At 33.7% G+C, this 24901-nt stretch carries 22 protein-coding genes; 8 read left to right on the top strand and 14 right to left on the bottom strand.

The genetic code is table 11. The features are described 5' to 3' along the window. Positions 1-424 precede the first annotated feature (424 nt). The 10 genes from DR871_RS11275 to DR871_RS11325 all read right to left on the bottom strand — a co-directional run bounded on the left by DR871_RS11275 (position 425) and on the right by DR871_RS11325 (position 13458). On the bottom strand, positions 425-1591 hold the full coding sequence (locus DR871_RS11275; RefSeq protein ID WP_113666373.1) for an acyl-CoA dehydrogenase family protein: 1167 nt from the start codon (positions 1589-1591) through the stop codon (positions 425-427). Positions 1592-2661: 1070 nt separating this feature from the next. After that, on the bottom strand, positions 2662-4386 hold the full coding sequence (locus DR871_RS11285; RefSeq protein WP_113666374.1) for a HAMP domain-containing sensor histidine kinase: 1725 nt from the start codon (positions 4384-4386) through the stop codon (positions 2662-2664). 1 nt (position 4387) lies between these two features. Further along, positions 4388-5515, bottom strand: coding sequence for a sensor protein KdpD (locus DR871_RS11290; RefSeq protein ID WP_113666375.1), 1128 nt, complete (start codon positions 5513-5515; stop codon positions 4388-4390). Positions 5516-5549: 34 nt separating this feature from the next. Next, positions 5550-6632 carry a porin gene (locus tag DR871_RS11295; RefSeq protein ID WP_113666376.1) on the bottom strand — a complete coding sequence of 361 codons (1083 nt, stop codon included), beginning with the start codon at positions 6630-6632 and terminating at the stop codon, positions 5550-5552. A gap of 198 nt (positions 6633-6830) precedes the next feature. Further along, positions 6831-7385 (bottom strand): K(+)-transporting ATPase subunit C, encoded by a 555-nt coding sequence (locus DR871_RS11300; RefSeq protein ID WP_113666377.1) that lies wholly within the window; start codon positions 7383-7385, stop codon positions 6831-6833. 188 nt (positions 7386-7573) lie between these two features. Continuing rightward, a complete protein-coding gene (gene kdpB, locus DR871_RS11305) occupies positions 7574-9607 on the bottom strand; it encodes a potassium-transporting ATPase subunit KdpB (protein WP_113666378.1) in 2034 nt (677 codons plus the stop codon). 8 nt (positions 9608-9615) lie between these two features. Next, complete coding sequence (kdpA, locus tag DR871_RS11310) at positions 9616-11337, bottom strand: potassium-transporting ATPase subunit KdpA (RefSeq protein WP_113666379.1); 1722 nt, start codon at positions 11335-11337, stop codon at positions 9616-9618. A gap of 19 nt (positions 11338-11356) precedes the next feature. Continuing rightward, on the bottom strand, positions 11357-11434 hold the full coding sequence (gene kdpF / locus DR871_RS11315; protein ID WP_081912528.1) for a K(+)-transporting ATPase subunit F: 78 nt from the start codon (positions 11432-11434) through the stop codon (positions 11357-11359). A 156-nt stretch (positions 11435-11590) separates the two neighbouring features. Next, positions 11591-11872: a DUF7674 family protein gene (locus DR871_RS11320; protein WP_113666380.1), complete on the bottom strand. Its 282-nt coding sequence runs from the start codon at positions 11870-11872 to the stop codon at positions 11591-11593. Positions 11873-12117: 245 nt separating this feature from the next. Then, positions 12118-13458 carry a sigma-54-dependent transcriptional regulator gene (locus DR871_RS11325; protein ID WP_113666381.1) on the bottom strand — a complete coding sequence of 447 codons (1341 nt, stop codon included), beginning with the start codon at positions 13456-13458 and terminating at the stop codon, positions 12118-12120. Positions 13459-14177: 719 nt separating this feature from the next. Between DR871_RS11325 and DR871_RS11330 the strand changes: the two genes are divergently transcribed. Beyond that, positions 14178-15089, top strand: coding sequence for a DUF6268 family outer membrane beta-barrel protein (locus DR871_RS11330; RefSeq protein ID WP_113666382.1), 912 nt, complete (start codon positions 14178-14180; stop codon positions 15087-15089). Positions 15090-15181: 92 nt separating this feature from the next. Here the strand turns inward: DR871_RS11330 and DR871_RS11335 are convergent, their stop codons facing one another. Continuing rightward, positions 15182-16906, bottom strand: a complete 1725-nt coding sequence (locus DR871_RS11335) for a tetratricopeptide repeat-containing sensor histidine kinase (protein WP_113666383.1) — start codon at positions 16904-16906, stop codon at positions 15182-15184. 60 nt (positions 16907-16966) lie between these two features. Further along, positions 16967-17404, bottom strand: coding sequence for a hypothetical protein (locus DR871_RS11340; protein ID WP_113666384.1), 438 nt, complete (start codon positions 17402-17404; stop codon positions 16967-16969). A 151-nt stretch (positions 17405-17555) separates the two neighbouring features. On the opposite strand from DR871_RS11340, the gene DR871_RS11345 reads away from it, so the two are divergent. The 3 genes from DR871_RS11345 to DR871_RS11355 all read left to right on the top strand — a co-directional run bounded on the left by DR871_RS11345 (position 17556) and on the right by DR871_RS11355 (position 20497). Then, positions 17556-18476, top strand: a complete 921-nt coding sequence (locus DR871_RS11345; RefSeq protein WP_113666385.1) for a hypothetical protein — start codon at positions 17556-17558, stop codon at positions 18474-18476. Between the two features lie 735 nt (positions 18477-19211). Beyond that, complete coding sequence (locus tag DR871_RS11350; protein WP_113666386.1) at positions 19212-19772, top strand: DUF6642 family protein; 561 nt, start codon at positions 19212-19214, stop codon at positions 19770-19772. A gap of 95 nt (positions 19773-19867) precedes the next feature. Beyond that, the gene (locus DR871_RS11355; RefSeq protein WP_113666387.1) at positions 19868-20497 is read left to right on the top strand and encodes an MCP four helix bundle domain-containing protein; all 630 of its coding nucleotides are present in this window, start codon (positions 19868-19870) and stop codon (positions 20495-20497) included. Between the two features lie 193 nt (positions 20498-20690). Here the strand turns inward: DR871_RS11355 and DR871_RS16630 are convergent, their stop codons facing one another. Next, positions 20691-20816: a hypothetical protein gene (locus tag DR871_RS16630; RefSeq protein ID WP_262707888.1), complete on the bottom strand. Its 126-nt coding sequence runs from the start codon at positions 20814-20816 to the stop codon at positions 20691-20693. Positions 20817-21162: 346 nt separating this feature from the next. Here DR871_RS16630 and DR871_RS11360 point away from each other — a divergent pair, with 346 nt between their 5' ends. Further along, positions 21163-21396 (top strand): hypothetical protein, encoded by a 234-nt coding sequence (locus DR871_RS11360; RefSeq protein ID WP_113666388.1) that lies wholly within the window; start codon positions 21163-21165, stop codon positions 21394-21396. Between the two features lie 89 nt (positions 21397-21485). Here the strand turns inward: DR871_RS11360 and DR871_RS11365 are convergent, their stop codons facing one another. Continuing rightward, positions 21486-21938 carry a DUF4442 domain-containing protein gene (locus DR871_RS11365; protein WP_113666389.1) on the bottom strand — a complete coding sequence of 151 codons (453 nt, stop codon included), beginning with the start codon at positions 21936-21938 and terminating at the stop codon, positions 21486-21488. A gap of 196 nt (positions 21939-22134) precedes the next feature. On the opposite strand from DR871_RS11365, the gene DR871_RS11370 reads away from it, so the two are divergent. The 3 genes from DR871_RS11370 to DR871_RS11380 all read left to right on the top strand — a co-directional run bounded on the left by DR871_RS11370 (position 22135) and on the right by DR871_RS11380 (position 24901). Then, complete coding sequence (locus DR871_RS11370) at positions 22135-22590, top strand: DUF4870 domain-containing protein (RefSeq protein WP_113666390.1); 456 nt, start codon at positions 22135-22137, stop codon at positions 22588-22590. A gap of 239 nt (positions 22591-22829) precedes the next feature. Continuing rightward, entirely contained in the window at positions 22830-23162 is a 333-nt protein-coding gene (locus tag DR871_RS11375) for a PadR family transcriptional regulator (protein ID WP_091205948.1), read from the top strand. 2 nt (positions 23163-23164) lie between these two features. Further along, positions 23165-24901 carry a PspC domain-containing protein gene (locus tag DR871_RS11380; RefSeq protein WP_113666391.1) on the top strand — a complete coding sequence of 579 codons (1737 nt, stop codon included), beginning with the start codon at positions 23165-23167 and terminating at the stop codon, positions 24899-24901.

The raw sequence follows: 24901 nt of genomic DNA on the forward strand, positions 1-24901 counted from the left end.
GTATACTGAAATTAAAGATATAAAATGAAAAAACTGAGGTTTTCGATGACATACAATTATATCCGATTAACTACATAATAATGTGTTATATCGTACATTTTTTTAAGAAACAAGTCGTTTTTAAACCGGAATTGGAATACTTTTTTCGTGTTTAAAATTTAAATCTGATTGTTTTAAGGTCCATACCAAACAACCGGAGTGACCTATTTAACTGATGGAAAACCTAATGCCCAGCGAATTTTAAGTGGTCCGCTACTTTTAATAAAAAATTGATTTACAATGCTATAAAATAATCTATTCGGGTGGTTTTATCCCATTTTACGTAAACTACATTATTTATACGTGCTTTATCGCATCAGTATCTTTCCTTGCAATTTGAAAGTCGAGATAACCTTATATTCTTCCAACTACTCTTTCATTGTTTTTAAACCTCTTTAAACAACCCTCGTGCTATTACTATTTTCATTATCTCATTGGTCCCGGCATAGATACGTGCCACCCGATTATCAGCGTACATTCTGGCAATTGGATAATCCCAAATATACCCGTAACCACCAAAAAGTTGCAAACATTCATCGACCACATTATTGCACATTTCAGTCGCCGAATATTTAATCATCGAAGCAGTTTCAGTAGTCAGTTTATGTTCTACCAACAGTTCGATACAGCGATCCATAAAAACCTGATGAATTTGCATTTTTGTCGCACATTCGGCCAAAGTAAATTGCGTATTTTGGAATCCGGATATTGGTGTGTCAAAAGCAGTTCTTTCCATTGTGTAGGCGATCGTGTTTTCGATGGCTCCCTCGGCACAGCCCACAGCGTTAATGGCTACCGTTAATCTTTCACGCGGCAATTCCTTCATCATAATTTTGAAACCCATTTTCTCGGCTCCCAATAAATGTTCCTTTGGTACCTTTACATTATCAAAAAACAACTCTGCAGTATCTTGGGATTTCATTCCAATTTTCTTAAATGGAATTCCTTTATAGAAACCTTCCATTGCGGATTCCATAATAAGAAGCGAAACGCCTTCGTCAGTAGTGTTTGCGTTGGTTCTTACAGCCACAATTGCCATATCACACATAAACCCGTTAGTGATAAAAGTCTTTTGTCCATTTACCAGATAATGATCTCCTTTATCTTCAGCAGTCGTGCGAAGGGCTTTCAAATCACTTCCGCAGTTGGGCTCCGTCATTCCAATGGCAGTAATAATTTCTCCCTTGGCCATTGCTGGTAAATACTTTTTCTTTTGTGCTTCCGTTCCATAATGTAATATGTAAGGTGCAACAATATCAGAATGCAATGAAAAACCAGGGCCACTAATACCCTTTTTTGCAAGCGCTTCAATTAACAAAGAATTGAAAGTAAAATCCAATCCACCACCTCCATACATTTCTGGTATATCCATACACAAAAGACCCAATTCTCCGGATCGAGTCCAGATCGCTCGACTTACCATACCCTCTCTCTCCCATTGGTCAACTTGATCCAAGATTTCATTTGAAATAAATTCTTGGATCATCGCTTGCATCATTTTATGTTCTTCGGATGCGTAAATATTACGTTCAATCAAAATACTGTGCAGCATACTTTCTTATTGTTTATAGTTTACAATTATTTAAAAAATAAATCAACCACTTCATTTTCAATACTTTTATACTAATGTAAAAATATTTTTCTATTTAAGTAACGCTTTTTCTAATTATAAAAGGATCAATAAGAAAATCAAAGATTGACTCCCAATTACTATAAAACAGCACAATGATTAAAGCAATTCAACCTCTTTTTCTATCAATTCGTCACCTAAAGTCTTTTCAAGTATTTTAATGCACAAATTGGAAAAATATTTACGATTAATGAAAAAGAGGAATCGCTCAACTCCGCTTTTGAGCTGATGATTGGAGGACCTGTATATTTAACGTTGTTATCAAAATTCAATACAACATTTAACAACACCGATTTAACCTCAAAAACCACCTGGAATAATTATGACGACGCTATTTTAAAAACAATAGAAATGTTTAGTAAAAGATAAACTACCACAAAATCGTGAAAGCACCCTAATTTTTCAGACGTCAAAATGGGCACTCAAATCTTATTGACAAAAAAAAACGAAATAGAAGGTATATACGTCTATTATTAAACTTAGCGGGAACTGCCAAATCAAAAAAGAAAATGAATTTTCTCATTTCAATACGGTACATGTAGCCCCCGATTACGGTAATTATTGAAATCATAATACACTGCAAAACAATCATGCCGGGAAAGAACCTTTGACACTTTGGTCAAAGATTCATAACCCTGAGGTCCCGAGTTCAAATCTCGGTCTCGCTACCAAAGCAAAAACCCTAACATCAATACGTTAGGTTTTTTTATTGACAGACTGTTTCATAAATACAGCCTTTAAAACGCTCAAGTAAGGAAATAGAGTGAGGAATTTCATCAATTGGCATATATGTTTTATCTAACAGCAAACACAGACGGTATAAATGAAATGTAGTTTTTCATTTATACCGTTTCTATTTTAGCCAAATATTTTGACTTCTCAAACCTCTGTATTTCCCGCTAGGAATCTGACAAAGTATTAGAATATTCGATTTGTGGGTTGTTCGATTGTAAATCTTCAATATTTTTGAAAATAAATCTGTTACAAAAATTTTAAACTGCTGCCAATTTAAAATAAAAAGTACTGCCCAGACCCAACTCACTTTTTACTCCAATAATTCCGTTTTGTGCTTCTATAAATTCTTTGCTTATAGCTAAACCCAATCCCGTTCCTGACTTATGACTTCCTGGTACCTGAAAATATTTATCAAAAACTTTAGTTTTATAACGACTATCAATTCCTTTTCCAGTATCAATTACTCGAAAAACAACCTGATTGTTTTCATTTTTAAGTTTTACAATTATGGTACTGTTTTCTGTTGAATACGTAATTGCATTGGTTAAAAAATTAATCAAAACCCAAGCAGTTTTCTCGCTGTCTGCCTTTATATCTGGTAAATTTTGTTCCGTCTCAATAACTAGCACAATTTGCTTTTGTTCTGCTTGCACTTTTACAGCTTCGGTAGCGTAGTTCATAATTTCATAGGGATTACTCTTTTCCATATTCAGCTTTATATTCCCGGTTTCTAACTGGGACAATTCTAATAGTTCTCCCGTAATTTTTAATAACCGCTGACTGTCGTCTTTTATACTTTCTATTAATTGCTTTTGATCTTCATTAATGTTGCCTGTTTCTGCTTTTTCGAGCAATTGTAAACTTAATTTTATGGATGAAATTGGGGTTTTCAATTCGTGCGAAACGGTAGCAATAAAATTGGTTTTAGCAAAATCCAGTTCTTTAAAAACAGTAATATTTCTTAAGATAATAACATTCCCAATGTCAATAATTTGATCTTCTCCTGTTGGTTTAATGGTAATGTTTATGGTTTCTTTTTCGAAATAACTTTCTTTGCCATCAGCAAAAATTTTCATGGGAAGCGATTTCTGTTTTTCATCAGACAGATCTTTAATTACCAACGATTTCATCAAATCATTGGTCAAAGCAAGAGTTGTTATGAGTTTACCCATAACGTCCTCTGCTTTTAAACCAATTATTTTCAAAGCCTCATCATTTGCAAATAAAATCAAACCCTGATTGTCTAACCCGATAATTGGGTCGTGCATATTGTTGATTAAAGTTTCTAGTCTTTTCTTTTCAAATGACAGTTTATACAAATTACTATTGTTATACTCCTGCAGTTTTTCTGCCATGATATTGAATGATTTTGCCAAATCTCCAAATTCATTGTGGTTCATAAAATGCACTCGTTGCGAATAGTTTTTATTGGCTATTTCTTTGATACTGTCCGTGAGTTCTTTTATTGGATTGGCAATATTGTTGGGCAAATTCACCAAAAGATTAAAAGCAATCAAAAAGCAAAGTGTTCCTGTTACTGCAATCCAAAAATTAGCGGTCTCTGCTGTGTGTTTTGCAATATCACTTTTTTCTTTTATTGCATTCATATTCAATTTCATAATCTTGAAAATGTCTTGACGGATTTGGCTTTTTAAGGTTTCATCGGTTCTATTTTTCTTCAAAAAATCGAAATTTTTCTGCAAATTATAGGTCGCTTTATCTTCGCCAGCCTCCGTAATATTGGCAATTTGTTTGGTAATATTGGTTTCAAAAATAGCAATTGCCTTTTCTTCATTCCCATTAATTTCATCTAACGAAAGAAGCATGTTTCGCGAATATTCTAGCGTGTTGTAATTGGCTTTTAAAATATTGTCTGTGTCTTTTTTTATCGAAAAAATATAAAATGCCGCTACTAATGAAAGTATGATTATCATTAGAAAAAGCAGGCCAACGCCCAGGTTTAATTTGGTTTTAATTTTCATTTTAAGATAGAATTATAAGATCAATATTAGATGACGTTAGGTTGTTCAACAATTTATTAAAAACAGTTGTCGATAAAATTACTTTAAATAAACTCAAATGCGGTTTCCCGATGCAAACGGTGGTGATTTGTTTTTGCGCGACCACCTCTAAAATAGCATCTGTTATATGAGTATTCTGAACTTTAATTACTTCGGCACCAAGTTGTGTAGCCAATTTAAAATTATTAATAAGGTGACGTTGCTTGTCTAATGCAATTTTGTCGCTGCTTTCTTTTGGAGTTTCCACATACAAAACATACCATTTACAGTTGTAATAGCTAGCTAAACGAGCTGCTTTTCTAATTACAATTTTAGCCGTTTTATCGTTACTGCTAATGCAAGCCAATAATTTTTCATGTTTTACTGCAATGTTTTTGGGCACTTCACTTTCCACTTTTCGATTGACTTGACTCGCTACTTCCTTCAAGGCCAATTCCCGCAATTGTAAAATTTGATCAGATTTAAAAAAATTATTCAGCGCCGTAAGAATTTTATCTGCGGTATAGATTTTACCGTCTTTCAAACGGGCAATCAACTCATCTGAAGTCAAATCAATATTGACCACCTCATCCGCCAATTTCAAAACACTGTCTGGAATGCGTTCCTGAACATCAATATTTGTAATGTTTTTTACATCTGCATTTAAACTTTCTAAGTGCTGAATATTCACTGCCGAAATCACATTTATGCCTGCTTCTAAAATCTCCAAAACATCCTGCCACCTTTTTTCGTTTTTGCTTCCTTCAATATTCGTATGCGCTAATTCATCTACAATAACCACTTCTGGACGCAAATTGATAATGGCTTGTAAATCCATTTCTTCAAGCAATTTCCCTTTGTAAAAAAGGGTTCGCCTAGGAATTACCGGTAAACCCTCTAATAGTTCGTGTGTTTCTTTCCGATTGTGCGTTTCTATAAACCCAATCTTTACATCGATACCATTTTTTAACAGCGTATGTGCTTCCTGTAACATCCTAAAAGTTTTGCCCACACCGGCACTCATACCGATGTAGACTTTAAACTTTCCTTTGCGTGATTTCTGAATTAAATCAAGAAAGTGTTTGACATTCTTTTCTTTTTCGTTGTCCAATTTGGTTTTTGGGATTTTATTTTTTTAAAAAAAATTAAAAAGAAATAGCCAATGCTGTCGTTAAAAATACATTTTGATTGCTTGGCGAATTATCTTTCAAAAAAACATCGTCTTTACTATTTAAAGTTCTTGCCTCTATTCTAAACATCAAATTATCAGTAATTAAATAATCAAAGTTTGTAGAGAAACCGTATGTTTTAAATCCGTTTGGTGTTGCTGTTGCTATTATTACTCCTTTTTCATCTGCGTAATACTCTGCTCTTGCTGCCAATTGGATTTTAGTTGTTGGTTTGTATTGCGCTATTAAAATCGGTGAAAACCAAACATCATACTCGTCACTTTCTGTTACTTTTTGTTGTGCTCCAATATCAAAACCAGCTGTTAAACTTGTCTTTTCGGATACTTTAAATTGTCCGTAAAAATTATTAAAATAACGCCATTTTCTGTCATTATCCGGTTGTTCATTCCCCACATACGTACTCCAATTCAACGTTGTTTTTGCAGTAGGTTTATAGGTTACTTGTGTTCCAAAAGCCGGTGTTTGATTGCCATCAATTTTCTGGATGCGTTGCCATCCGTTTAAATACATGGCCGCCAAATACCATTTTTCATTTTTTGAAGTATATCCAATTTTCACACCCGCTTCATAATACGGCGAATTATCAGCCAAAATACTTCTAGTCAAAGTGGCGCAATCTTTACCAATAGCGCTTTCAAAACCAATATGTGACGGCATAATTCCCGCATCAATCCACAGATTATGTTTCGTCGAAATTTTCACGCCCACATTCGCTTCATACACATTTTTTAGTAAATCTTGTTCTGCTGCCAAATTGTATTGGGCATACGTTCCGGCCATTAAGGCAAAATTCCCGCGAACATTCTCTTTAGCATAATTTATCTTCGCCAATCCTAAATTCAAATTGAGTTCGTTATGCTTGTTATGACTGTAAATAAATCCGGGTCTTACATGATTGTCTGGTTCTCCAAAATCATAACTGTAATACGTTTCTATGTAACCCGAAAACGTGAAAGGACTTTTTTCTTTCGTTACTTCCTGAGCATTAATTGTTGTAAAACCAAAAGCTATTAAAGCGGTAACTATTATATTTTTCATTTTTTTGTCATTGCGAGGAACGAAGCAATCTCACACCCTCATTATTTATTATTTGAAGCTAATCCCGCTATCATTCCAATCTTTTGTCTCGCAAAAAAACGAGACAAAAGGATTTTCCCTTCTATCGGGGCTAGGGCATCTCGTTTTTAAAGACCTTATTTTTTTAATTTGCCATTGACTTTAGTATTGAAATCAATCCTATTTCAATTCATCCAAAGCGATATTCAATTCTAGAACATTCACTGTTGCAGTTCCCATAATAGCTGGTAAATTTATTTTACTATCTACCAAAGCTTTTACTTTTTCCTCTGATAAGTTTCTCGCTCCCGCCACCCTTTTTACCTGAATCAAAGCTCCTTGCGGTGAAATATTAGGATCTAAACCACTTCCAGAAGCCGTCACCATATCCGAAGGAATCTCTGATTTTTTCAAATAAGGATGCACGATTAAAAAAGTGTCGATTCTTTTTTGCACCAATGCTAAATAATCAGGATTACTTGGTCCTTTATTGCTTCCTCCACTTCCTGCAGCGTTATAATCCACAGCCGAAGGCCTTCCCCAAAAGTAGTTGGATTTGTCGAATTTTTGTCCAATTTTTTGATAACCCACCACTTTTCCGTTTACGGTAATTGTTTCTCCTTTTCCTTTATTGGGAGCCAATTGTGCTATCCCAAAAATTGCCATTGGGTAAATAACCGCTAACAACACCACCATAAATAAGGTGAATTTTAATATTGAAAATATATTTTTCATTTTTTTATTTTTTTTTATTCATCCCGACCTTCTCTACACAATCGACAGCAAACTGGTGAAGCAAAGGAGAGGGAGAATTTATAGAAGTTTTTACTCTTAATTTCGTTTATTAATTCTTAAAATTCATTTTTCACCATCCTTTTATGGAATTTCGGCTCCCTCTCCTTTGGAGAGGGCTGGGGTGAGGATTACATAAATAATGCTACAACCAAATCAATTATTTTAATTCCAATAAATGGGATGATCAAACCACCAAGACCATAAATCAATAGGTTTCGCTTTAAAATAGCACTCGCCCCGATCGGTTTATAATCAACTCCTTTTAGCGCAAGCGGAATCAATATCGGAATAATAATCGCATTGAAAATAACCGCTGATAAAATCGCACTTTCTGGACTGTGTAATCCCATAATATTTAATCCTTCAAGAGCAGGAATTGCCGTGATGAAAAGCGCAGGAACAATGGCAAAATATTTGGCCACATCATTCGCAATAGAGAAAGTAGTAAGCGTTCCTCTGGTCATCAATAATTGTTTTCCTATTTCTATAATTTCGATTAACTTGGTGGGGTCATTGTCCAGATCGACCATGTTTCCGGCTTCTTTTGCTGCTTGAGTTCCGCTGTTCATGGCCACACCAACATTGGCTTGTGCCAAAGCAGGTGCATCATTAGTTCCATCACCCATCATCGCTACGAGCTTGCCTTGTTCTTGTTCGTTTTTGATGTAATTCATTTTATCTTCCGGTTTGGCTTCGGCAATAAAATCATCTACACCAGCAGCTTCGGCAATAAATTTGGCTGTCAACGGGTTATCTCCTGTAACCATTACCGTTTTTACTCCCATTTTTCTCAAACGGTCAAAACGTTCTTTCATTCCCGTTTTAATAATGTCCTGCAATTCAATAACCCCTTGAACTTGACCATTTTTAACTACCACCAATGGCGTTCCTCCTTTTGATGAGATAGCAATCACTGCTTGTGCAATATCCTCCGGGAAAATTGTTCCCGCTTTCATTGCAATATTTTTTGCAGCATCCTGAGCTCCTTTTCTAATATCGGTTCCGTCTTTTAAAATAACACCGCTGGTTCTCGTTTCGGCGGTAAACTTGATTAAAGTAGCTCCTTCAATAGATAGTTTATTTGCCACTTCAATTCCTGCCAGTTCCACAATACTTTTGCCTTCGGGCGTGTCATCAGCCAGTGAACTCAAAACTGCTGACTTTATAAAATCATCTTCCGAAATCCCCTTTGCAGGATAAAAACGAGTTGCTTTTCTGTTTCCAATAGTGATTGTTCCTGTTTTATCCAAAAGCAATACATCAATATCTCCTGCAGTTTCCACCGCTTTCCCTGATTTGGTAATAACGTTAGCTCGCAAAGCCCTGTCCATTCCTGCAATCCCAATCGCAGATAACAAACCACCAATCGTTGTTGGAATCAAACAAACAAAAAGAGAGATGAAGGCAGCAATGGTTATCGGTGCATTCGCATAATCTGCAAAAGGTTTCAAGGTCACACAAACAATCACGAAGATTAAAGTAAACGCTGACAACAAAATAGTTAACGCAATTTCATTAGGCGTTTTTTGGCGGCTTGCTCCTTCTACCAAAGCAATCATTTTATCCAGAAAACTCTCCCCTGGTTCATTAGTCACAATCACTTTGATTTTGTCTGATAATACTTTTGTTCCTCCAGTTACCGATGATTTATCACCACCCGCTTCTCGAATTACAGGAGCGCTTTCTCCGGTAATAGCACTTTCATCTATAGTGGCCAATCCTTCAATAATTTCACCATCAGTCGCAATTAAATCTCCTGATTCACAAACAAAAACATCGCCTTTCTTCAATTCAGAAGAACTGATATTCTTAATTTCACCATTGGCTAAAACTTGTCTTGCCGGTGTTTCTTCCCGTGTTTTTCTTAAACTATCCGCTTGTGCTTTTCCTCTTGCTTCGGCAATAGCCTCGGCAAAATTGGCAAACAAAAGCGTTGCTAACAAAATTAAAAAAACTATGAAATTATAAGTAAAACCGCCTTGGTCTTGTGCGCCAAATAAAATGGCAATACACACAGCAAGCATAATGGCAGTTCCAATTTCAACGGTGAACATGACCGGATTCTTGAACATTATTTTCGGGTTTAGCTTAACAAAAGACTGTACTAGCGCCTCTTTTACTTGCTTACTTTCGAATAATGAATTGGATTTATTGTTATTCATTTTTATTATTATTTTAATGTAAAATATTCTGCCAATGGTCCTAAAGCCAATGCTGGGAAGAAAGATAAGGCTGCAATAATGGCGATTACGGCAAAAACCATAACTCCAAAAATGGTCGTGTCTGTTTTTAAAGTTCCAGCACTTTCAGGAATATATTTTTTATTTGCCAACAATCCTGCGATAGCTAAAGGCCCAATGATAGGAAGGAAACGACTCAATAACAACACAATTCCTGTGGTGATATTCCAAAAAGGATTATTGTCGCCCAAACCTTCAAATCCAGAACCGTTGTTGGCTGCGCTCGAAGTATATTCGTATAACATTTCCGAAAATCCGTGATGTCCAAGATTGTTCAACCAGCCGGTGGCGTTTCCGCTAAACCAGTAGCCCATTGCAGTATCATTTGCAGCAAAATAAGATGCTAATGCCGTTCCTGACAATATTAATAAAGGGTGAAGAATGGCAATGAAAGCAGCAATTTTGACTTCACGGGCTTCAATTTTCTTTCCTAAAAATTCTGGTGTTCGTCCCACCATTAATCCCGAAATAAAGACTGCGAGAATGATAAAAATATAGAAGTTCAAAAATCCTACTCCACAACCACCATAAAAGGCATTGACCATCATCGCCAACAATTGCATCGAACCAGAAACCGGCATCGAACTGTCGTGCATATTATTCACCGAGCCTGTAGAAATTACGGTGGTGGCAATGCTCCAAAATCCAGAAATGGCGGGTCCAAAACGAACTTCTTTGCCTTCCATCGCTCCGGTTGCTTGTGTAATTCCCATTTTTTCGATAGCTGGGTTTCCGTTGAGTTCACTGATAACGGTTGGTATTACTAAAAGTAAAAACCCAATAGTCATTACTCCAAAAACGACATAAGACAACCTTCTTTTCTTGAGATAAAATCCTAAAGCAAAAATCATCGCAAACGGAATGATTAATTGTGCCCATAGTTCAACCGCATTGGTAAAATAAGTAGGATTCTCTAATGGATGAGCCGAATTGGCTCCAAAAAATCCCCCGCCATTAGTTCCGATATGTTTAATACCGATAAATGCTGCAGCTGGTCCACGGGAAACTGCTACTGAATCACCTTGTAAAGTGGTAATTGTGTCTTTTCCTTCAAAAGTCATTGGTGTTCCACTAAATAACAAAGCGATGGCTACAATAGCAGATAAAGGCAGTAAAATTCTAGTACAGCTTTTGATAAAATAATTATAGAAATTGCCCAATTTATCTGTGGTTCTTTCTTTCATTGCATTAAAAACCATTGCTGCGGCTGCCATTCCAACACCGGCAGATATAAATTGCAGAAACATTAAAACCAGCTGTGACAAATAAGAAACGCCGCTTTCACCGGGGTAATGCTGCAAATTACAATTCACCACAAACGAAATAGCGGTATTAAATGCCAAATCAGGAGTCATATTTGGATTATTATCTGGATTTAAAGGCATTGAACCTTGAAATAACAAAACAAAAAAGCAAAGAAAGAACCAAACCATATTCACGCTTAACAGTGCTTTTAAATGCTGCTTCCAGTTCATTTCTTCCGTGGCATTGATTCCGCTGATTTTGAAAATAAATTTTTCAATTGGATTGAAAATCGGGTCAAGCAATGTTGTATCGCCGGAATAAATTTTGGCAATATACCTTCCTAAAGGAATAGCCAAAACTATCGAAACAATAAAAATACTGATGACACCAAATAATTCTGTGTTCATAAAAAATTAGTTTATTGAGTTAAAATTTTTCGGGTTTGATTAATACATAAACCAAATAGCCAAAAACAGCAAGTGCAATTATAAATAGTGCTATCATGGTTTAGATTTTTTCAAAAAATTCGACTGCTTTAAAACAAATCGCAAATAACAAAACGGCTAGTGCGAGTAAAAGGATTGTGATTATCATAATTGTAGTTTATTGATTTATTAAAGATTTAGATAATCGATCAAATAATTCAATCGATTAAACTTGTTATACTCCCGAGGCATTAATTTGTTTGATGTATTCTGCCTTCAAGGATTTTGGAAAAAGATTCGAAATATTGCAATGACGCAATTCCATGAAAGAGGAAACTGAAAAAACATATACATTCGAAATGGCAATCTTAGTTTCGTTGCTTCCTGTTGTCAATAATCGTTCAGCAAGTGCCAAACATTTTTTTGCTTTGGAAATATTTCCAGTAATAATTGCAGTCTTGGTGATTTCAGCAAAGCGTTCTGCTTGTTTGTAAATCGTGGTGACTTGATTTTTCATAAGTATTTAATATTTGTTGTTTAAAGGAATATGGTATCGCCATTCTTCGGTTTTATTTCTAATTTGAATCATAGCGATTTCATAAGAATGATTTTTATGTTCTTCATCGCTTATGCCAAAATACATTCCAAAAAGTAACCATAGACATCAAAGCATTGTCAATTACGGATTTGTGGTTTTCATGCCAAAAAAAAGCATAAAAAAAGCCTATCAAAATGATAGGCTTTTCTCAAAATAATATGATTTTAATGAATGTTGTATTCGTCTAATTTACGGTAAAGTGTTGCAATACTAATCTCCAGCAAGCGTGCGGTCTCTGCTTTATTTCCTTTGGTGTAATTCAAAACTTTTTGAATGTGGAGTTTTTCAATACTTTGCATCGAAAAAGCAGACATTATTTTAGTGCTTTTCTCTATTGGATGTTGCATTTCATAGGGTAAGAGATCAGTAGTAAGCGTTTCTCCGTTTACCAAAATTACGGCTCGTTCAATGATATTTTTTAATTCCCTAATATTTCCGGGCCAGTTATAGGTTTCAAGTTTATGAAGAAATTCAGCATCAATAGTCAATGTCTTTTTATTAGTTTTAGCCGAAAATTGAGACACAAAACTATGAGCCAATGGCGGAATATCTTTTATTCTTTCTCTTAAGGGCGGAATTTTAATTTCGAAAATATTCAATCTAAAATACAAATCCAAACGAAAACGGTGTTCTTCACTTTCGGTTTTTAAATTGCGATTCGTTGCGGCAATTAACCTAAAATTTGATTTTCTGGGTGTCGTATCTCCTATTTGTATGTATTCATTGGTTTCTAAAACCCGTAATAATTTAGCCTGCAATTCTATAGGCATTTCACCAATTTCGTCCAAAAATAAGGTTCCTCCATTGGCTTCTTCAATAAATCCTTTTTTATCTTTTAAGGCACCTGTAAAAGCCCCTTGTTTGTGTCCGAATAACTCACTTTCCAGGATTTCCTTGCTGAAAGTACTACAATTCAATGCAACAAAGGATTTCCCTACTCGGTTGCTGTTTTCATGAATGGCTTGTGCAAAAACTTCTTTTCCGGTGCCGGTTTCGCCAGTTAAAAGTACAGTAGAATCTGTTTTGGATACTCTTTTGGCCAAATCAATTACCTGTTCCAATCCTTTTGATTTTCCGATAATAGAATCAAATGAATATTTATCGGAAATTCTTTTTTGTAATTGTTGGACTTTCTTTTGCAACTGCACTTTTTCTAATGCCTTATATAACAACGGAATAATTTTGTCATTATCATCCCCTTTGACTATGTAATCAAAAGCCCCGTTTTTCATGGCTTGAACACCATCGGAAATTTTGCCATAAGCAGTTAATAAAATGACTTCTGTCAAAGGAAAAGCACTTTTTATTTTTTGTACAAAATCAACGCCGTTGCCATCTGGAAGTTTGACATCGCAAAGAACTACATCAATTTCCTTAATTTCCATTTTTTTGAAACCCGATTTTAAATCCGATGCTTCAAAAACTTCAAATCCTTCTGATTTTATTATTCTAGCGAGCAGTCCGCGAAGTTTTTCTTCGTCGTCTATGATAAGGATGTTTTTCAAAACTGACTTTATATAAATTTAATAAACAAAATTACATCTTTGCCTCTTTAGAGAGGTTATATCTACTACTAAATTTTCATTAGCTCAACCTTAAATTTTAATCTCAACAGCAAAAAATCTATACAATTGTAAAATTTTCATACCGTATAAGGGCAAATAAATAAGGTGCTTTGATGAAAATATCAAATTTATAAAACTAAGGCACGAGTTCAAATTACAGTTTTCGCTTCAAAAATTTATGTTCAAAAAATATCGTATGAATATTCTGGGAGTGAGAAAAGGGCGCGAGAAATCCTTTTAGTTGAAAGAGCTGATAAAATCATAAATAAACTTTTTTTCATAGAGTTGTAGCTAATTTTGTCCTCAGTATCAGTAGAATTTTCAAACTAAATCCTTTTTCATTTTCTTTAAAAAGGCATCAATAGCTGTGAAGTTCTTTCAATCAAAATTATGAGACTGTGAATTTTGCAACTAATAAAAGTAATTGTGTACGGAATAGATTTTACTAATTTCTAAATTTGTTCTGTGTTGACTGAAAATGTACCTATCGGTTTTAGAAATGGGAATAAAATAGCAATACTTATTCACTGATGTACCAACAGTACTACTTTATACTACTAAATTTGTACAGAAGTTTTTATATAAAGAAGAACATTTCAAATTATTGTAAAAACGGAAAATCCATTACTAACTATTTTAAATACTATCAACTTTCTAATATGAAAAAAAAAATAATACTATTGGTATTTTTAGTACTGCCTTTTTTATGTAATGCACAAGAATACATCGATCTGTTTTCTATCAATTATGGGAAATCGCAAAAAACAACTTTTGAAAATTCATCCATTAACACGGACATAACTACATTTCAAACGAATCTTATTTTACCAATTGTTTTAAATGAAAAATATATTGCTGTTACCGGTGTAAATTTCAGCAGCTATAACTTACAATTATTACCTAATTCTGAAAACAATCATTTATACTCTACAAATTTAAGAGCGGGTTTGAGTGTAAAACATTCCGAACATTGGAGTGGAATATATCTTTTTTTGCCAAAAGTCGCATCTGATTATATCAATCTAAGCAGTGAAGACATTTACCTGGGCGGATTAGCTTTATTGAAATATAAAAGAAATGAGAGTTTTGGTTATGGTTTAGGACTTTACGGCAGTAGTGAAGCTTACGGTATGTCCGTTGTTCCCATTGTTACTTTCTATTATCATAGTCCAAATAAACGTTTTGAAATAAATGCCTTTATGCCAAATGATGCAGATATCAATTATAATTTAACTGATAAAACAAGAGTAGGCGTAGATTTTCTGGGTCATGGAAACAGTTACAAACTAACCACTGATAACGTTCGTGCTAACTATGTCGAAAATAATTCGATAGATTTTTCTACTTATGTACAACGAAGTGTTTTGGATAAAAAAATTCTTTTACGTCTAAAAATGGGTTATTCTTTAAACCAGTTTAGAGTGTATCCAATAGATCAAAAACTTGATTTACAAATTCTAGCGTTAAAATTTGGGGATAACCGAACTCCTATTTTAGATAACAAATCAAATACGCTCCTTTTGAAACTGGAAGCTATTTATCGTTTTGATTTGAGCAACGTTAAAAAATAAATGCAATCTCTGAGACTTCGGTTTACAAAATATGGGTTTGTTTTATTAGGTATGTTTTTTATATGTACCGTTATTTTAGACCGGAACAAACATTATACTGGAAATATGATATTCACTTTAAATCCTTTCTGGAGCGCATTATCAAAAGTAAGAGTTCCGTCTATGGCCTTTACACGCGTTTCTACATTTAGGAGTCCATTTTTTAAATTTATTTTTTCCTGTGAAACCCCGATGCCGTTATCCGTGTATTCTATCTGAATTTTTTTATCGATATTTTTAAAAGTAATTACCACCAAACTACATTGACTATGCTTTTTCATATTGACTAACAATTCCTGAAGAGTGCGATATATTGTAATTTTTTTATTGGTTTCCAAAGCTGTATTTTGCAATACATCCAGACCATTCAGCAATATATTGACAGTATCATTACTGTAATTTGACATCATTGCTTTCAGATTGGGAACAAAATTAGGTCCAATATCAATAGAACTATTTTCTCTGGAAATATTTCGAGTTCTGGAATAAATGCTATCCAAATCATTGAGTAAGGTTTCTTTATTGTTTTCTGTAGATAAATCTTGCGTTTCCGCAAACGTCATTGTTTGGTATAGATCATTTGCCAATTCATCATGCAGTTTTTTGGAAATGCGTGTTTCAGTGTTGTACGATATTCTGATTTTTTCTCTTTTGCTTTTAGTTCTCAAAAAATTAATGATAAAAACAGAAAGGAAAACCACCAGCAATACTACAAAATACAAGAGCAGTGTACTATTTTTTTGTCGTTCTAATTGTAATGTGGTTTGTGCTTTTTGGGCAGATAACTTTAGATTATCCGCTCTGTTTTGGTCGCTGTCATATTTGATTTTAGCAAATTGATTTTTAGCATTGTTTCGGACTTTAACAATGCTGTCATTTAACTGTATATACGCTAACGCATACTTGTTATTCCCCCGATCAAAATTATTTTTAACCAAAAAAGATAATGATTCCAGTCTCTCATCAACACTTCCAATAGCCATTGAAGTTTGATACGCTCCCAATACATATTCATTCGCCTTTTTAGAATCTTTATTTAAAAAATATTCTGAAAGATGCAAATAGCTTCCAAGAATCCCATAGGTGTCATTACTCTTCTTCCTCATAGATAGCGCTTCGTTCATTAACCGCAATCCTTCTTGATCACGACTAACCTTAAAATAGGAATAACCAAGATTGTCTAAAACTCTCGCTTTGGTTACATTTACTGTATCTAAAACTTTAGACTTTATTACTGCTTCCAATATTTTAATGGATGTATTGAATTCCCTTTTCTCAATATTAACGGATGCTATGTTATTTTCAATGGAAATTTTAGGCAAAGTATCCTTGGTAATACTTTTAGCTTTTTCATAATAGTATAAGGCATCATCATAATTATAAAGTTCTTTTGAAGAAATCCCTAATTGATTATATGCGGCTGATTGATAGAGTAGATTGCCTTGTGTGTACGGTAGGGCTTCAACCAGATTTTTTTCACTACCGGAATAATCACCATAAATTTGCTGAATAATAGCCATTTGAAGTAAATTATAAGCAATTTTCAAACTATCATTTTCTACCTCATATAATAACTTGGAACGGTTATAAAAATAAAAAGCACTATCAAACTTTTGATTTGCATAATTTGCCATACCTAAGTCCAATAATCTTCTCGCCTGTAAACTATTTTGTGAAAGCGTGTCTTCAGCCTTAGACTGTGCAGTAGTCTTGACTTTTTCTTTGCAGGAATAGAGAATAAATAGTAGTAAAAAAAGAAAAATCGGGGAACGATACATGACAGCAAGTTTCCCCGAAATTAGTAATTTATACTTTACAAATTTAAAATTATTTATTGATTAATTTTTTTTGGGCGAGGGTGGAACTACAATTGGGTCATCACCAGGCCCTTCTGTCAAATAATAATTTGGCAAAGCAGAAATACTATCCCCTTCTTTTGAAAACAACATCTTATGCTGTTTTGGCACAAGTACTACTTTTTGGTTTTTACTGCTATTTTCTAGTTCTTCAACATCTACTGAACAAGAAGTAAAAACACAACCAAATAGAGCAAATACAGTAATAGTAATAATAAATTTTTTCATTTTTCTTTTAGAATAAAAATTAGACATGAGTATGGCTGTTCGAATTATAATTTCGAATATCATAAAGGCCATTCCATTGTATTTTGGTTCGGGAAGTGAAGTGAGCAGAGACAGTGCGGTATGAATTTTACTTCCCAGAAAATTATTCCGAACTGTTTTTGCATCACTGTAATAAGAACTAGTTTTGTACATTTGCCCCTAGTGCATCTCAAGGCAGTAACTAATTATGAAGCAAAGAAATATAGTTTTTGAGAGGGTGTTTATATGAAATTCCTAAGATTCCTATAGATTCCTATAGTTCCCAAAAAGTCCCTTTAATTCCGATCAATTCTGATTTTGGCTTATGAAAAAAAATACTTTAGAGGATTATAAAGAGGCTATTAAAGCCAAATATGAAGAGGAGAAATCAGGAGGTTATGCTAGTTTTTTAATTAATCCGTCGCGTGCTAAACTCAGAGACTTGTGTAGTATTCTTTTTACCGAAAGTAGCACCTCAGATGATTTGAGAATCTTTCGTAATTTTTTTGGATTTGATTTTAAAGAAGGTAATAGCACCGAAATAAAAAAGCAAACGGATAAGTTTCGACCTTTAGAAACTTTCTTTAAAGGAGAGACCGATTTAACGGATATATCTGGGATAGATTTAGCTGCAATTTTGGTACGCTTTAATAAAAGACCGATACACCGATTTTTGAAGCTAATGAATAACACTGCCGTTCAGGAAGAGAAAACTACCTATTCTATTGTAGATAAAAATGTAAATTTCACGTTTGAAGAAGAGGAAAAAAAACGGACGGTGGTTATGATTGAGGATAATCCGACAAAAAAAACGTTTATTCCGAGATTAACATTACAGCAGTTACAGCACAAGACAATTTCAGTGCAACAATTTTTTAAAACACTATTACTATTGATGGTTTCCCTAGCTTCATTTTATGGAATTAAGGAGTTGTTCTTTCCTGCAAAGGAATGTATGCAGTGGTATAGCGACCATTATGAGCTTGTGGATTGCAGCAGTTCCGTCCAAGGAATTAGCTCAAGAAATGAAATTAAACCTATTGTCAAGGAAGAATTACAATTGAAAAAAATAAAGGTTACCCAACAAACACCCTTTTTTCAAAAAAACAAAGCGATCGTTTGGTATTGTAAAAAAAACGATACGATAGAATATTTCACCGCTTCGGGTTTTCATCCTGAAAATGGAAAACCATTAAAACCTATTTCACAATATATTATTGATAAATATATCAAGGTTGATTTTTAAACACATTTAGCTGACATATGTTTTTAAGTACTGACTAAAAATTAATGTGGTATTTAATGAAGATTAATATTCCTTTGGCACAGATTTCGCAGATTAGCCTAGCGCAATTCATCTTGTAGGTTTAATTTTTTTTTATGCTTCCAATCTTTGGCAAAAACTCTCTTTAATAATTGCGACACTAGATCTTTCATACTAATAAAACTAAACCACGATGACTTAAGTCCGTAGAATGGGTTTGCGCACTTAAAGTCTGCACGGTTGCAATTCTAATTATCTGCGACGTGATTCACAAATTAGCACAGATTTAATAGTGGAAGTTCGTGAAATTCGTGTCCTTTTTTTTACATGATAAAAGCCTGCTACACTACAGCAAATAGTAGGCGCTATTGTTTGGACCAATAAACCGAGACAATAATGGCAATAAACCGGATTTGTGAATCACTCAGATACAATGCCGAACTCCATAAATCTTACTCACTCTTGGCTTATTATACTTTATGGGTAGATATGGTAGAAATCCGTTAACAACTATTTATGGCTAAAAACTAACAACGAATTTTATTCTTGCGTAGCTTTGTATAATCGAATGATCACAATAATGCCGCATTTTTATTGAGAGCTAGCGTACCTATCAAAGAAATAGTAGTACTTGTTTGCTAAACCGGGCTACATCTTCGGGTCGGTTTTTCTGCTCCAATATTATCTTTGCGACAAGCATCACCTAAACTAAATTTAATGGAATCTGATACTTTTATTTTCTGCCTCGAAGCAGTTTCCGATGCAGAAACTACTACGACAACTGAAGTGGTCAAAAACTTAGAGCAACTAGCCTTTGAACGAGGCATTACCAGTATTTATAAAACCTGTGACACTATCGAAGGTTTAGAAGAAAGTTTAAATGCGCTACTCTACGACGACCATAACTTTAAAAATTATGAAATAATCTACTTAGTCATGCAAGGCGAAGGAAACTCAATATGCCTTAATGAATATTACTATAGTTTAGAAGAAGTAGCGGAACTCTTTGAAGGGAAAATGAAAGGGAAAATAGTGCATTTTGCAAATGCAAAAGTTTTAGACTTGAACGCCGAAGAAGCACAATATTTTTTAGATATTACGGGAGCACGCGCGATTTCAGGTTACGGAACGACTTTCAACACAGTAACCAGCAGTGCATTAGATAAAGCTTTTTTTGGCTTATTTGAAGAAGAAGATGACATCATCGAAATCGTAGAAGAATTACATCAAAAACAGTATGCCCTGTGCAAGTTACTTGATTTCCGATTGTATTATTAAAGGAAAAACCACCGCTACTTTACGTTAAAATTAATAGCATTTGATAGAAATCCAACGTAATAGTATATATTGTATTGCTCCTAAATGCTATCAAAATGAAAGATCTAAAAAAATATAGTAATAAAACAAAAGCCGCTTTTGTTTTACTCGTTATTATGTTTATAATCCTGCTCAGCAATTTTAATACCCTGCAAAATTCAAAAAAAACAAATGAAGATATCAACACCATTTATAAAGATCGATTAGTTGTAGCTCGGTATATCTTTCAGTATGCTAATACACTTTATTTCATCAAAATAAATGCAGCAGAAAAGAACATAACTGATTTTCAAAAAAGGGAAGAAATTTTAGCAGTTATAAAAAAGATTCAAAACATAGACAAATTATACCTTGAAACTGTTTTGACTCCAAAAGAGAAAACATATTTCATGACCTTTGTCTCTTCTTGTTCTGCTATAAATTCAGCAACGCAAAACCAAAATTGGAATCAAGTACGTTACAACAGCAATCAAGCTTTACAAACGCTGGAACAATTATCCAAAATACAAAGTACAGAAGGCAGGTCAAAATTGACACACTCCACTGCTCTACATAACGATAACAACAGTATGGGCCAACTTCAGATTGCTTTACTCGTTATTTTAGGCGGCATTACATTGTACTTATTACTGTCCAAGAAAAATAAAATAAACATCAAAATCCCTGAATCACATAGTCTGAATTAATTACTCCCTAAGATTTAAAGTCAGTTTCAAAAAAATTGTCAGCTTCGAAATGGATTTTTTTTAAATTAAAAAAACCGCTCTACTGGAAACGGATTTAGAAAACTTGAGTTTTTTTATTTAGCATAAAGGAATTTATTTTGAAAAACCGTTCAATTGCTTTGTTATGATGCATTATAATTTAATAATTACTAAACTATTTAGTTGTAATTATAATTACGCCATTAGGTGCTTGAGCACCATAAATTGATGCCGCATCCTCTTTTAAAACGCTCACATTTCTGACATTGTAAGGAAAAAGAATCCACGAATACTTTAGCATTGGAAATAGGTTTATTGCTGTAATTCATAACTTTCCCTGTTAACTTATTTTGCGCACTACTAAAATCTACAAATAGTAATATAATAAACATTAACGATTTAGAAATCTTCTTAATGGTTTTTTAAAAAATTTATTAAATGTACGGAAATATTACTCTGAAAGGATTTTCTGTGGAAAACAGCAGTCGTATAATTTACTGGAATAACGATTTTTTGAACGAATGACAATTAAATCGCTATACCTCTAAAATTTAAGTAAGTATTAATTAGATTTTTTAAAATATATTTGAATTAATATTTACATTTGGATTAATATCCAAAGAAAAAAAACAATTAAATAATATAAAATGAAAAAAATAGTAACATTTGTAGCAATAGCATTCCTTACCATAAGCGTTAATGCACAGGAAGTAAAAGCTGTCGCTAAAGAAAAAGCAAAAAAAGAATCTTGTTGTGCAAAAAAAGACGCTAAGTCAAAAGGAATGACTGCAGCTGAAGTTGAAAAATGCAAAACAAAATGTAAAGCTGAAGGAAAAAAATGTGATGCCTCTATGGCTAAAACAAGTGGTAAAAAATGCTAATCTAAAAAGATTCTTATTATACTCAACAGAAAACGCCTCTAAAATTCAGAGGCGTTTTCTGTTTATTTAAATTGTCAGTTAACTGATCTTTATTTGATTCGTACACTCCATTCAAAATCCATTTCGGAGACTTGTATTCCCTTTTCATCTGTTCCTATGGATTTCATCCAAAAGGTTTGCCCTTCTCCGGTGGCAATAGTTTCTTGAATCGCTTTTTCAATTATATGGCCGTCATTGCAGGTAAAAGTGATTCTTCCTGTCGCTTTCTTGGTAAAATTTCCTTTATTATTGGCTACCAACATCGAGATTTTCCTGCCACTTTTTGCAATTTGAAACATCACCAAAGCTCCCGTAGAAAGCTCAGCTGCCATGGCTTGTACTGCAAAATACATGGAGTTAAATGGATTTTGGTTGATCCAACGGTGTTTCACAGAAACTACACATTGGTTCTCATCTATTGTTTTTACGCGTACCCCACATATAAATGCAGATGGTAATTTGAACAATAAAAATTTATTAAGTTTTGATGCTGTAAGTTTCATTTTTACTAGGTTTTTTGCTAAAATACAAAAAAATAGTATGCATACATATAAAATTAATTTGTTAATTTTATGTTAATATTTGGTACTATGCGAAACAAGATACTGTCTTTTAGACATATATTTGTATAAGAAATTACTAGGTAGCCTATTTAGTAACTATTCTGAAAAGTTTTAATCATCATCAAAATCAAAAAAAATGGAAACAACTACTGAAAAAAATATTGCAACATTTACACATTTGAGTTCCTTAACTCAATACTTCATTCCTTTTGGAAATTATATTTTCCCAATAGTGCTTTGGAGTACTAAAAAAGAGGAATCTGAATTTGTGGATCACCACGGAAAACAAGTCCTGAATTTTCAATTAAGTTTGCTTTTATATTCTTTACTGCTGATTATGATTGCCATTCCTTCGTTTCTTATTTCAGTATTTAGAGACACTTCGCTTGAAACATTAGTACATCATCATGACATTACGCTTTCAAATTTCAACTTTGAAAATAATATTGGAATGTTAACAGTTGGATTAATTTGTGTTTTGCTTTTTGGACTTTTGAAAGTGGCTGAATTCTTTTTGATTATTTACGCTTCAATCAAAACATCAAATGGAGAAAGATATAAATATCCAATAACGATTCCGTTCATTAAATAAGGAAGCAATAAGGTTAAAAAAAATAGACGTAATAGGTAAAGCGAACGAACTAGCCCTGACTGAAACGACATCCTTTACTTGCTTTCTTTAAGCAAGTAAAGATAAAGTGGAAAGCAGGAATAAGCTTCAAAAAATAAAAAGAGTATCAGGCAATACGAGATTGCTTCGTTTCTCGCAATGACAAATCATCAATCAAAAAATGAACTGTTTAATCAACACAAAATCAAAAAAAAGAAATTATGAACATTGAAAACACAAAAGCCCAGATGCGAAAAGGTGTTCTCGAGTTTTGCATCCTATCTGTTTTAAAAGAAAAAGATGCCTACACATCGGAAATACTGGACACTTTGAAAAACGCAAAATTATTAGTCGTAGAGGGAACCATTTATCCGCTGTTAACGCGACTAAAAAACGACGGATTACTCAACTACCGTTGGGAAGAATCCACGTCAGGACCGCCAAGAAAATATTACGGTCTGACCGAAATTGGACAAACTTTTTTAAACGAATTGAATGGTACCTGGACTGAATTATCCGATGCCGTAAACCTAATAACCAACCAAAAACAATAGTCATGAACAAAACTGTAAATATAAACCTAGGCGGAATGTTCTTTCACATAGATGAAGATGCATACCAAAAAATGACACGCTATTTTGACGCGATAAAACGTTCTTTATCCAATTCATCAGGACATGATGAGATCATCAAAGATATTGAAATGCGTGTTTCGGAATTATTAAACGAAAAACAAAAATCAGACAAATATGTTATTAGTTTGAAAGATGTAGACGAAGTGATTGCCGTGATGGGACAACCGGAAGATTACATCATTGAAGATGAATTGAAAGGAGCAAATACCTACAACAGCAGCACAACCAGAAGAACAAAAAAACTATACCGTGACCGAGAAAAAGGTATGATTGGTGGTGTTTCGGCTGGATTAGGACATTACTTTGGGATTGATGCCGTGTGGATCAGAATCGTACTTATCCTATTGGTTTTTGCTGGATTTGGAACTGGAATCGTAGCCTATATCATTCTTTGGATTGTGACTCCGGAAGCAATCACAACAACTGAAAAACTGGAAATGACTGGGGAACCGGTTACGATTTCAAACATTGAAAAAAAAGTTAGAGAAGAGTTTGAAAATGTTTCTGACAAGATAAAAAATGCAGATTATGATAAATACGGTAACCAAATAAAAACAGGTGCCGGTAAAATAGGAAATTCTTTTGGTGATTTTATCATGACTATTTTCAAGATTTTCGCTAAATTCTTAGGAGTAATTTTAATCATTTCCGGAATAACAGTCCTATTTTTTCTATTAATTGGTATTTTTACCTTAGGTTCCGGAGCATTCATTGATTTCCCTTGGCAAGGTTTTATTGAAGCAGGCAATTTTACAGATTATCCTGTGTGGGCTTTTGGACTTTTGATGTTCTTTGCTGTTGGAATTCCTTTCTTTTTCCTGACCTTACTGGGTTTCAAATTACTAGCGCCAAACATGAAATCTATTGGGAACATTGCAAAATACACGTTGCTTGCACTTTGGTTAATTGCAGTTTCATTAGCGATATCAATTGGAATAAAACAAGCCAGCGCATTTGCAGTTGATGGACGAGTAGTTAAGAAAGAAACAATCAATTTGAATCCTAATGATACGCTTTTCATCAAATTCAAACACAATGATTATTTTGCTAAAAATGTGGAAGACCGCAATGATTTCATGGTAACGCAAGATTCTACTGGAACTGATATCATTTATTCAAATGAAGTTAGTTTTAAAATCGAAAAAACAGATGAAAAACTACCTTACCTTCAAATTGAAAAAGAAGCGAGCGGAAAATCATTATCAGAAGCAAAAAACAGAGCCGAACAAATTAAATACAGTTACAAAATAATTGGCAACCAATTGATTTTAGACAACTATTTACTAACGGAATTAAAAAACAAATACAGAGACCAAGAGATTGAAATAACGTTATTTGTACCAGAAGGACTATTGTTAAAAGTTGATTCTAGTGTTCAAAATTACGATAGATCAGACGACGAATATTTTAATTTACATTACAGTTCAGACAATTACATTTACAAAGTAGAAAATTCTCAAATAAAATGTTTAAATTGTCCCGCAGATGAAAACGAGTATAATGATGTGGATACTGATACTGAAAATGACAGTATCGAAACGTCAGTTACCATTAATGAAGACGGAGTTTCCGTAACGAATGACACTTTGATTAATTCAAAAAAGAATCTTAAAGAATTAAAAATAAATAAAGACGGTATCATCATTAAAACCAACTAA

The sequence above is a fragment of the Flavobacterium petrolei genome (assembly GCF_003314435.2).
Taxonomy (GTDB): domain Bacteria; phylum Bacteroidota; class Bacteroidia; order Flavobacteriales; family Flavobacteriaceae; genus Flavobacterium; species Flavobacterium petrolei.

Excerpts from the sequence above, each read along its gene's own strand:
- DR871_RS11380 (WP_113666391.1), top strand. The coding sequence starts at position 23,165 with ATGAACAAAACTGTAAATATAAACCTAGGCGGAATGTTCTTTCACATA.
- DR871_RS11320 (WP_113666380.1), bottom strand. The coding sequence starts at position 11,872 with ATGAAAAATCAAGTCACCACGATTTACAAACAAGCAGAACGCTTTGCT.
- DR871_RS11345 (WP_113666385.1), top strand. The coding sequence starts at position 17,556 with ATGAAAAAAAATACTTTAGAGGATTATAAAGAGGCTATTAAAGCCAAA.
- DR871_RS11350 (WP_113666386.1), top strand. The coding sequence starts at position 19,212 with ATGGAATCTGATACTTTTATTTTCTGCCTCGAAGCAGTTTCCGATGCA.
- kdpA (WP_113666379.1), bottom strand. The coding sequence starts at position 11,337 with ATGAACACAGAATTATTTGGTGTCATCAGTATTTTTATTGTTTCGATA.
- DR871_RS11360 (WP_113666388.1), top strand. The coding sequence starts at position 21,163 with ATGAAAAAAATAGTAACATTTGTAGCAATAGCATTCCTTACCATAAGC.
- DR871_RS11335 (WP_113666383.1), bottom strand. The coding sequence starts at position 16,906 with ATGTATCGTTCCCCGATTTTTCTTTTTTTACTACTATTTATTCTCTAT.
- DR871_RS11340 (WP_113666384.1), bottom strand. The coding sequence starts at position 17,404 with ATGTACAAAACTAGTTCTTATTACAGTGATGCAAAAACAGTTCGGAAT.
- DR871_RS11375 (WP_091205948.1), top strand. The coding sequence starts at position 22,830 with ATGAACATTGAAAACACAAAAGCCCAGATGCGAAAAGGTGTTCTCGAG.
- DR871_RS11275 (WP_113666373.1), bottom strand. The coding sequence starts at position 1,591 with ATGCTGCACAGTATTTTGATTGAACGTAATATTTACGCATCCGAAGAA.
- DR871_RS16630 (WP_262707888.1), bottom strand. The coding sequence starts at position 20,816 with ATGCTAAAGTATTCGTGGATTCTTTTTCCTTACAATGTCAGAAATGTG.
- DR871_RS11355 (WP_113666387.1), top strand. The coding sequence starts at position 19,868 with ATGAAAGATCTAAAAAAATATAGTAATAAAACAAAAGCCGCTTTTGTT.
- DR871_RS11330 (WP_113666382.1), top strand. The coding sequence starts at position 14,178 with ATGAAAAAAAAAATAATACTATTGGTATTTTTAGTACTGCCTTTTTTA.
- DR871_RS11300 (WP_113666377.1), bottom strand. The coding sequence starts at position 7,385 with ATGAAAAATATATTTTCAATATTAAAATTCACCTTATTTATGGTGGTG.
- kdpF (WP_081912528.1), bottom strand. The coding sequence starts at position 11,434 with ATGATAGCACTATTTATAATTGCACTTGCTGTTTTTGGCTATTTGGTT.
- DR871_RS11365 (WP_113666389.1), bottom strand. The coding sequence starts at position 21,938 with ATGAAACTTACAGCATCAAAACTTAATAAATTTTTATTGTTCAAATTA.
- DR871_RS11285 (WP_113666374.1), bottom strand. The coding sequence starts at position 4,386 with ATGAAAATTAAAACCAAATTAAACCTGGGCGTTGGCCTGCTTTTTCTA.
- DR871_RS11370 (WP_113666390.1), top strand. The coding sequence starts at position 22,135 with ATGGAAACAACTACTGAAAAAAATATTGCAACATTTACACATTTGAGT.
- DR871_RS11295 (WP_113666376.1), bottom strand. The coding sequence starts at position 6,632 with ATGAAAAATATAATAGTTACCGCTTTAATAGCTTTTGGTTTTACAACA.
- kdpB (WP_113666378.1), bottom strand. The coding sequence starts at position 9,607 with ATGAATAACAATAAATCCAATTCATTATTCGAAAGTAAGCAAGTAAAA.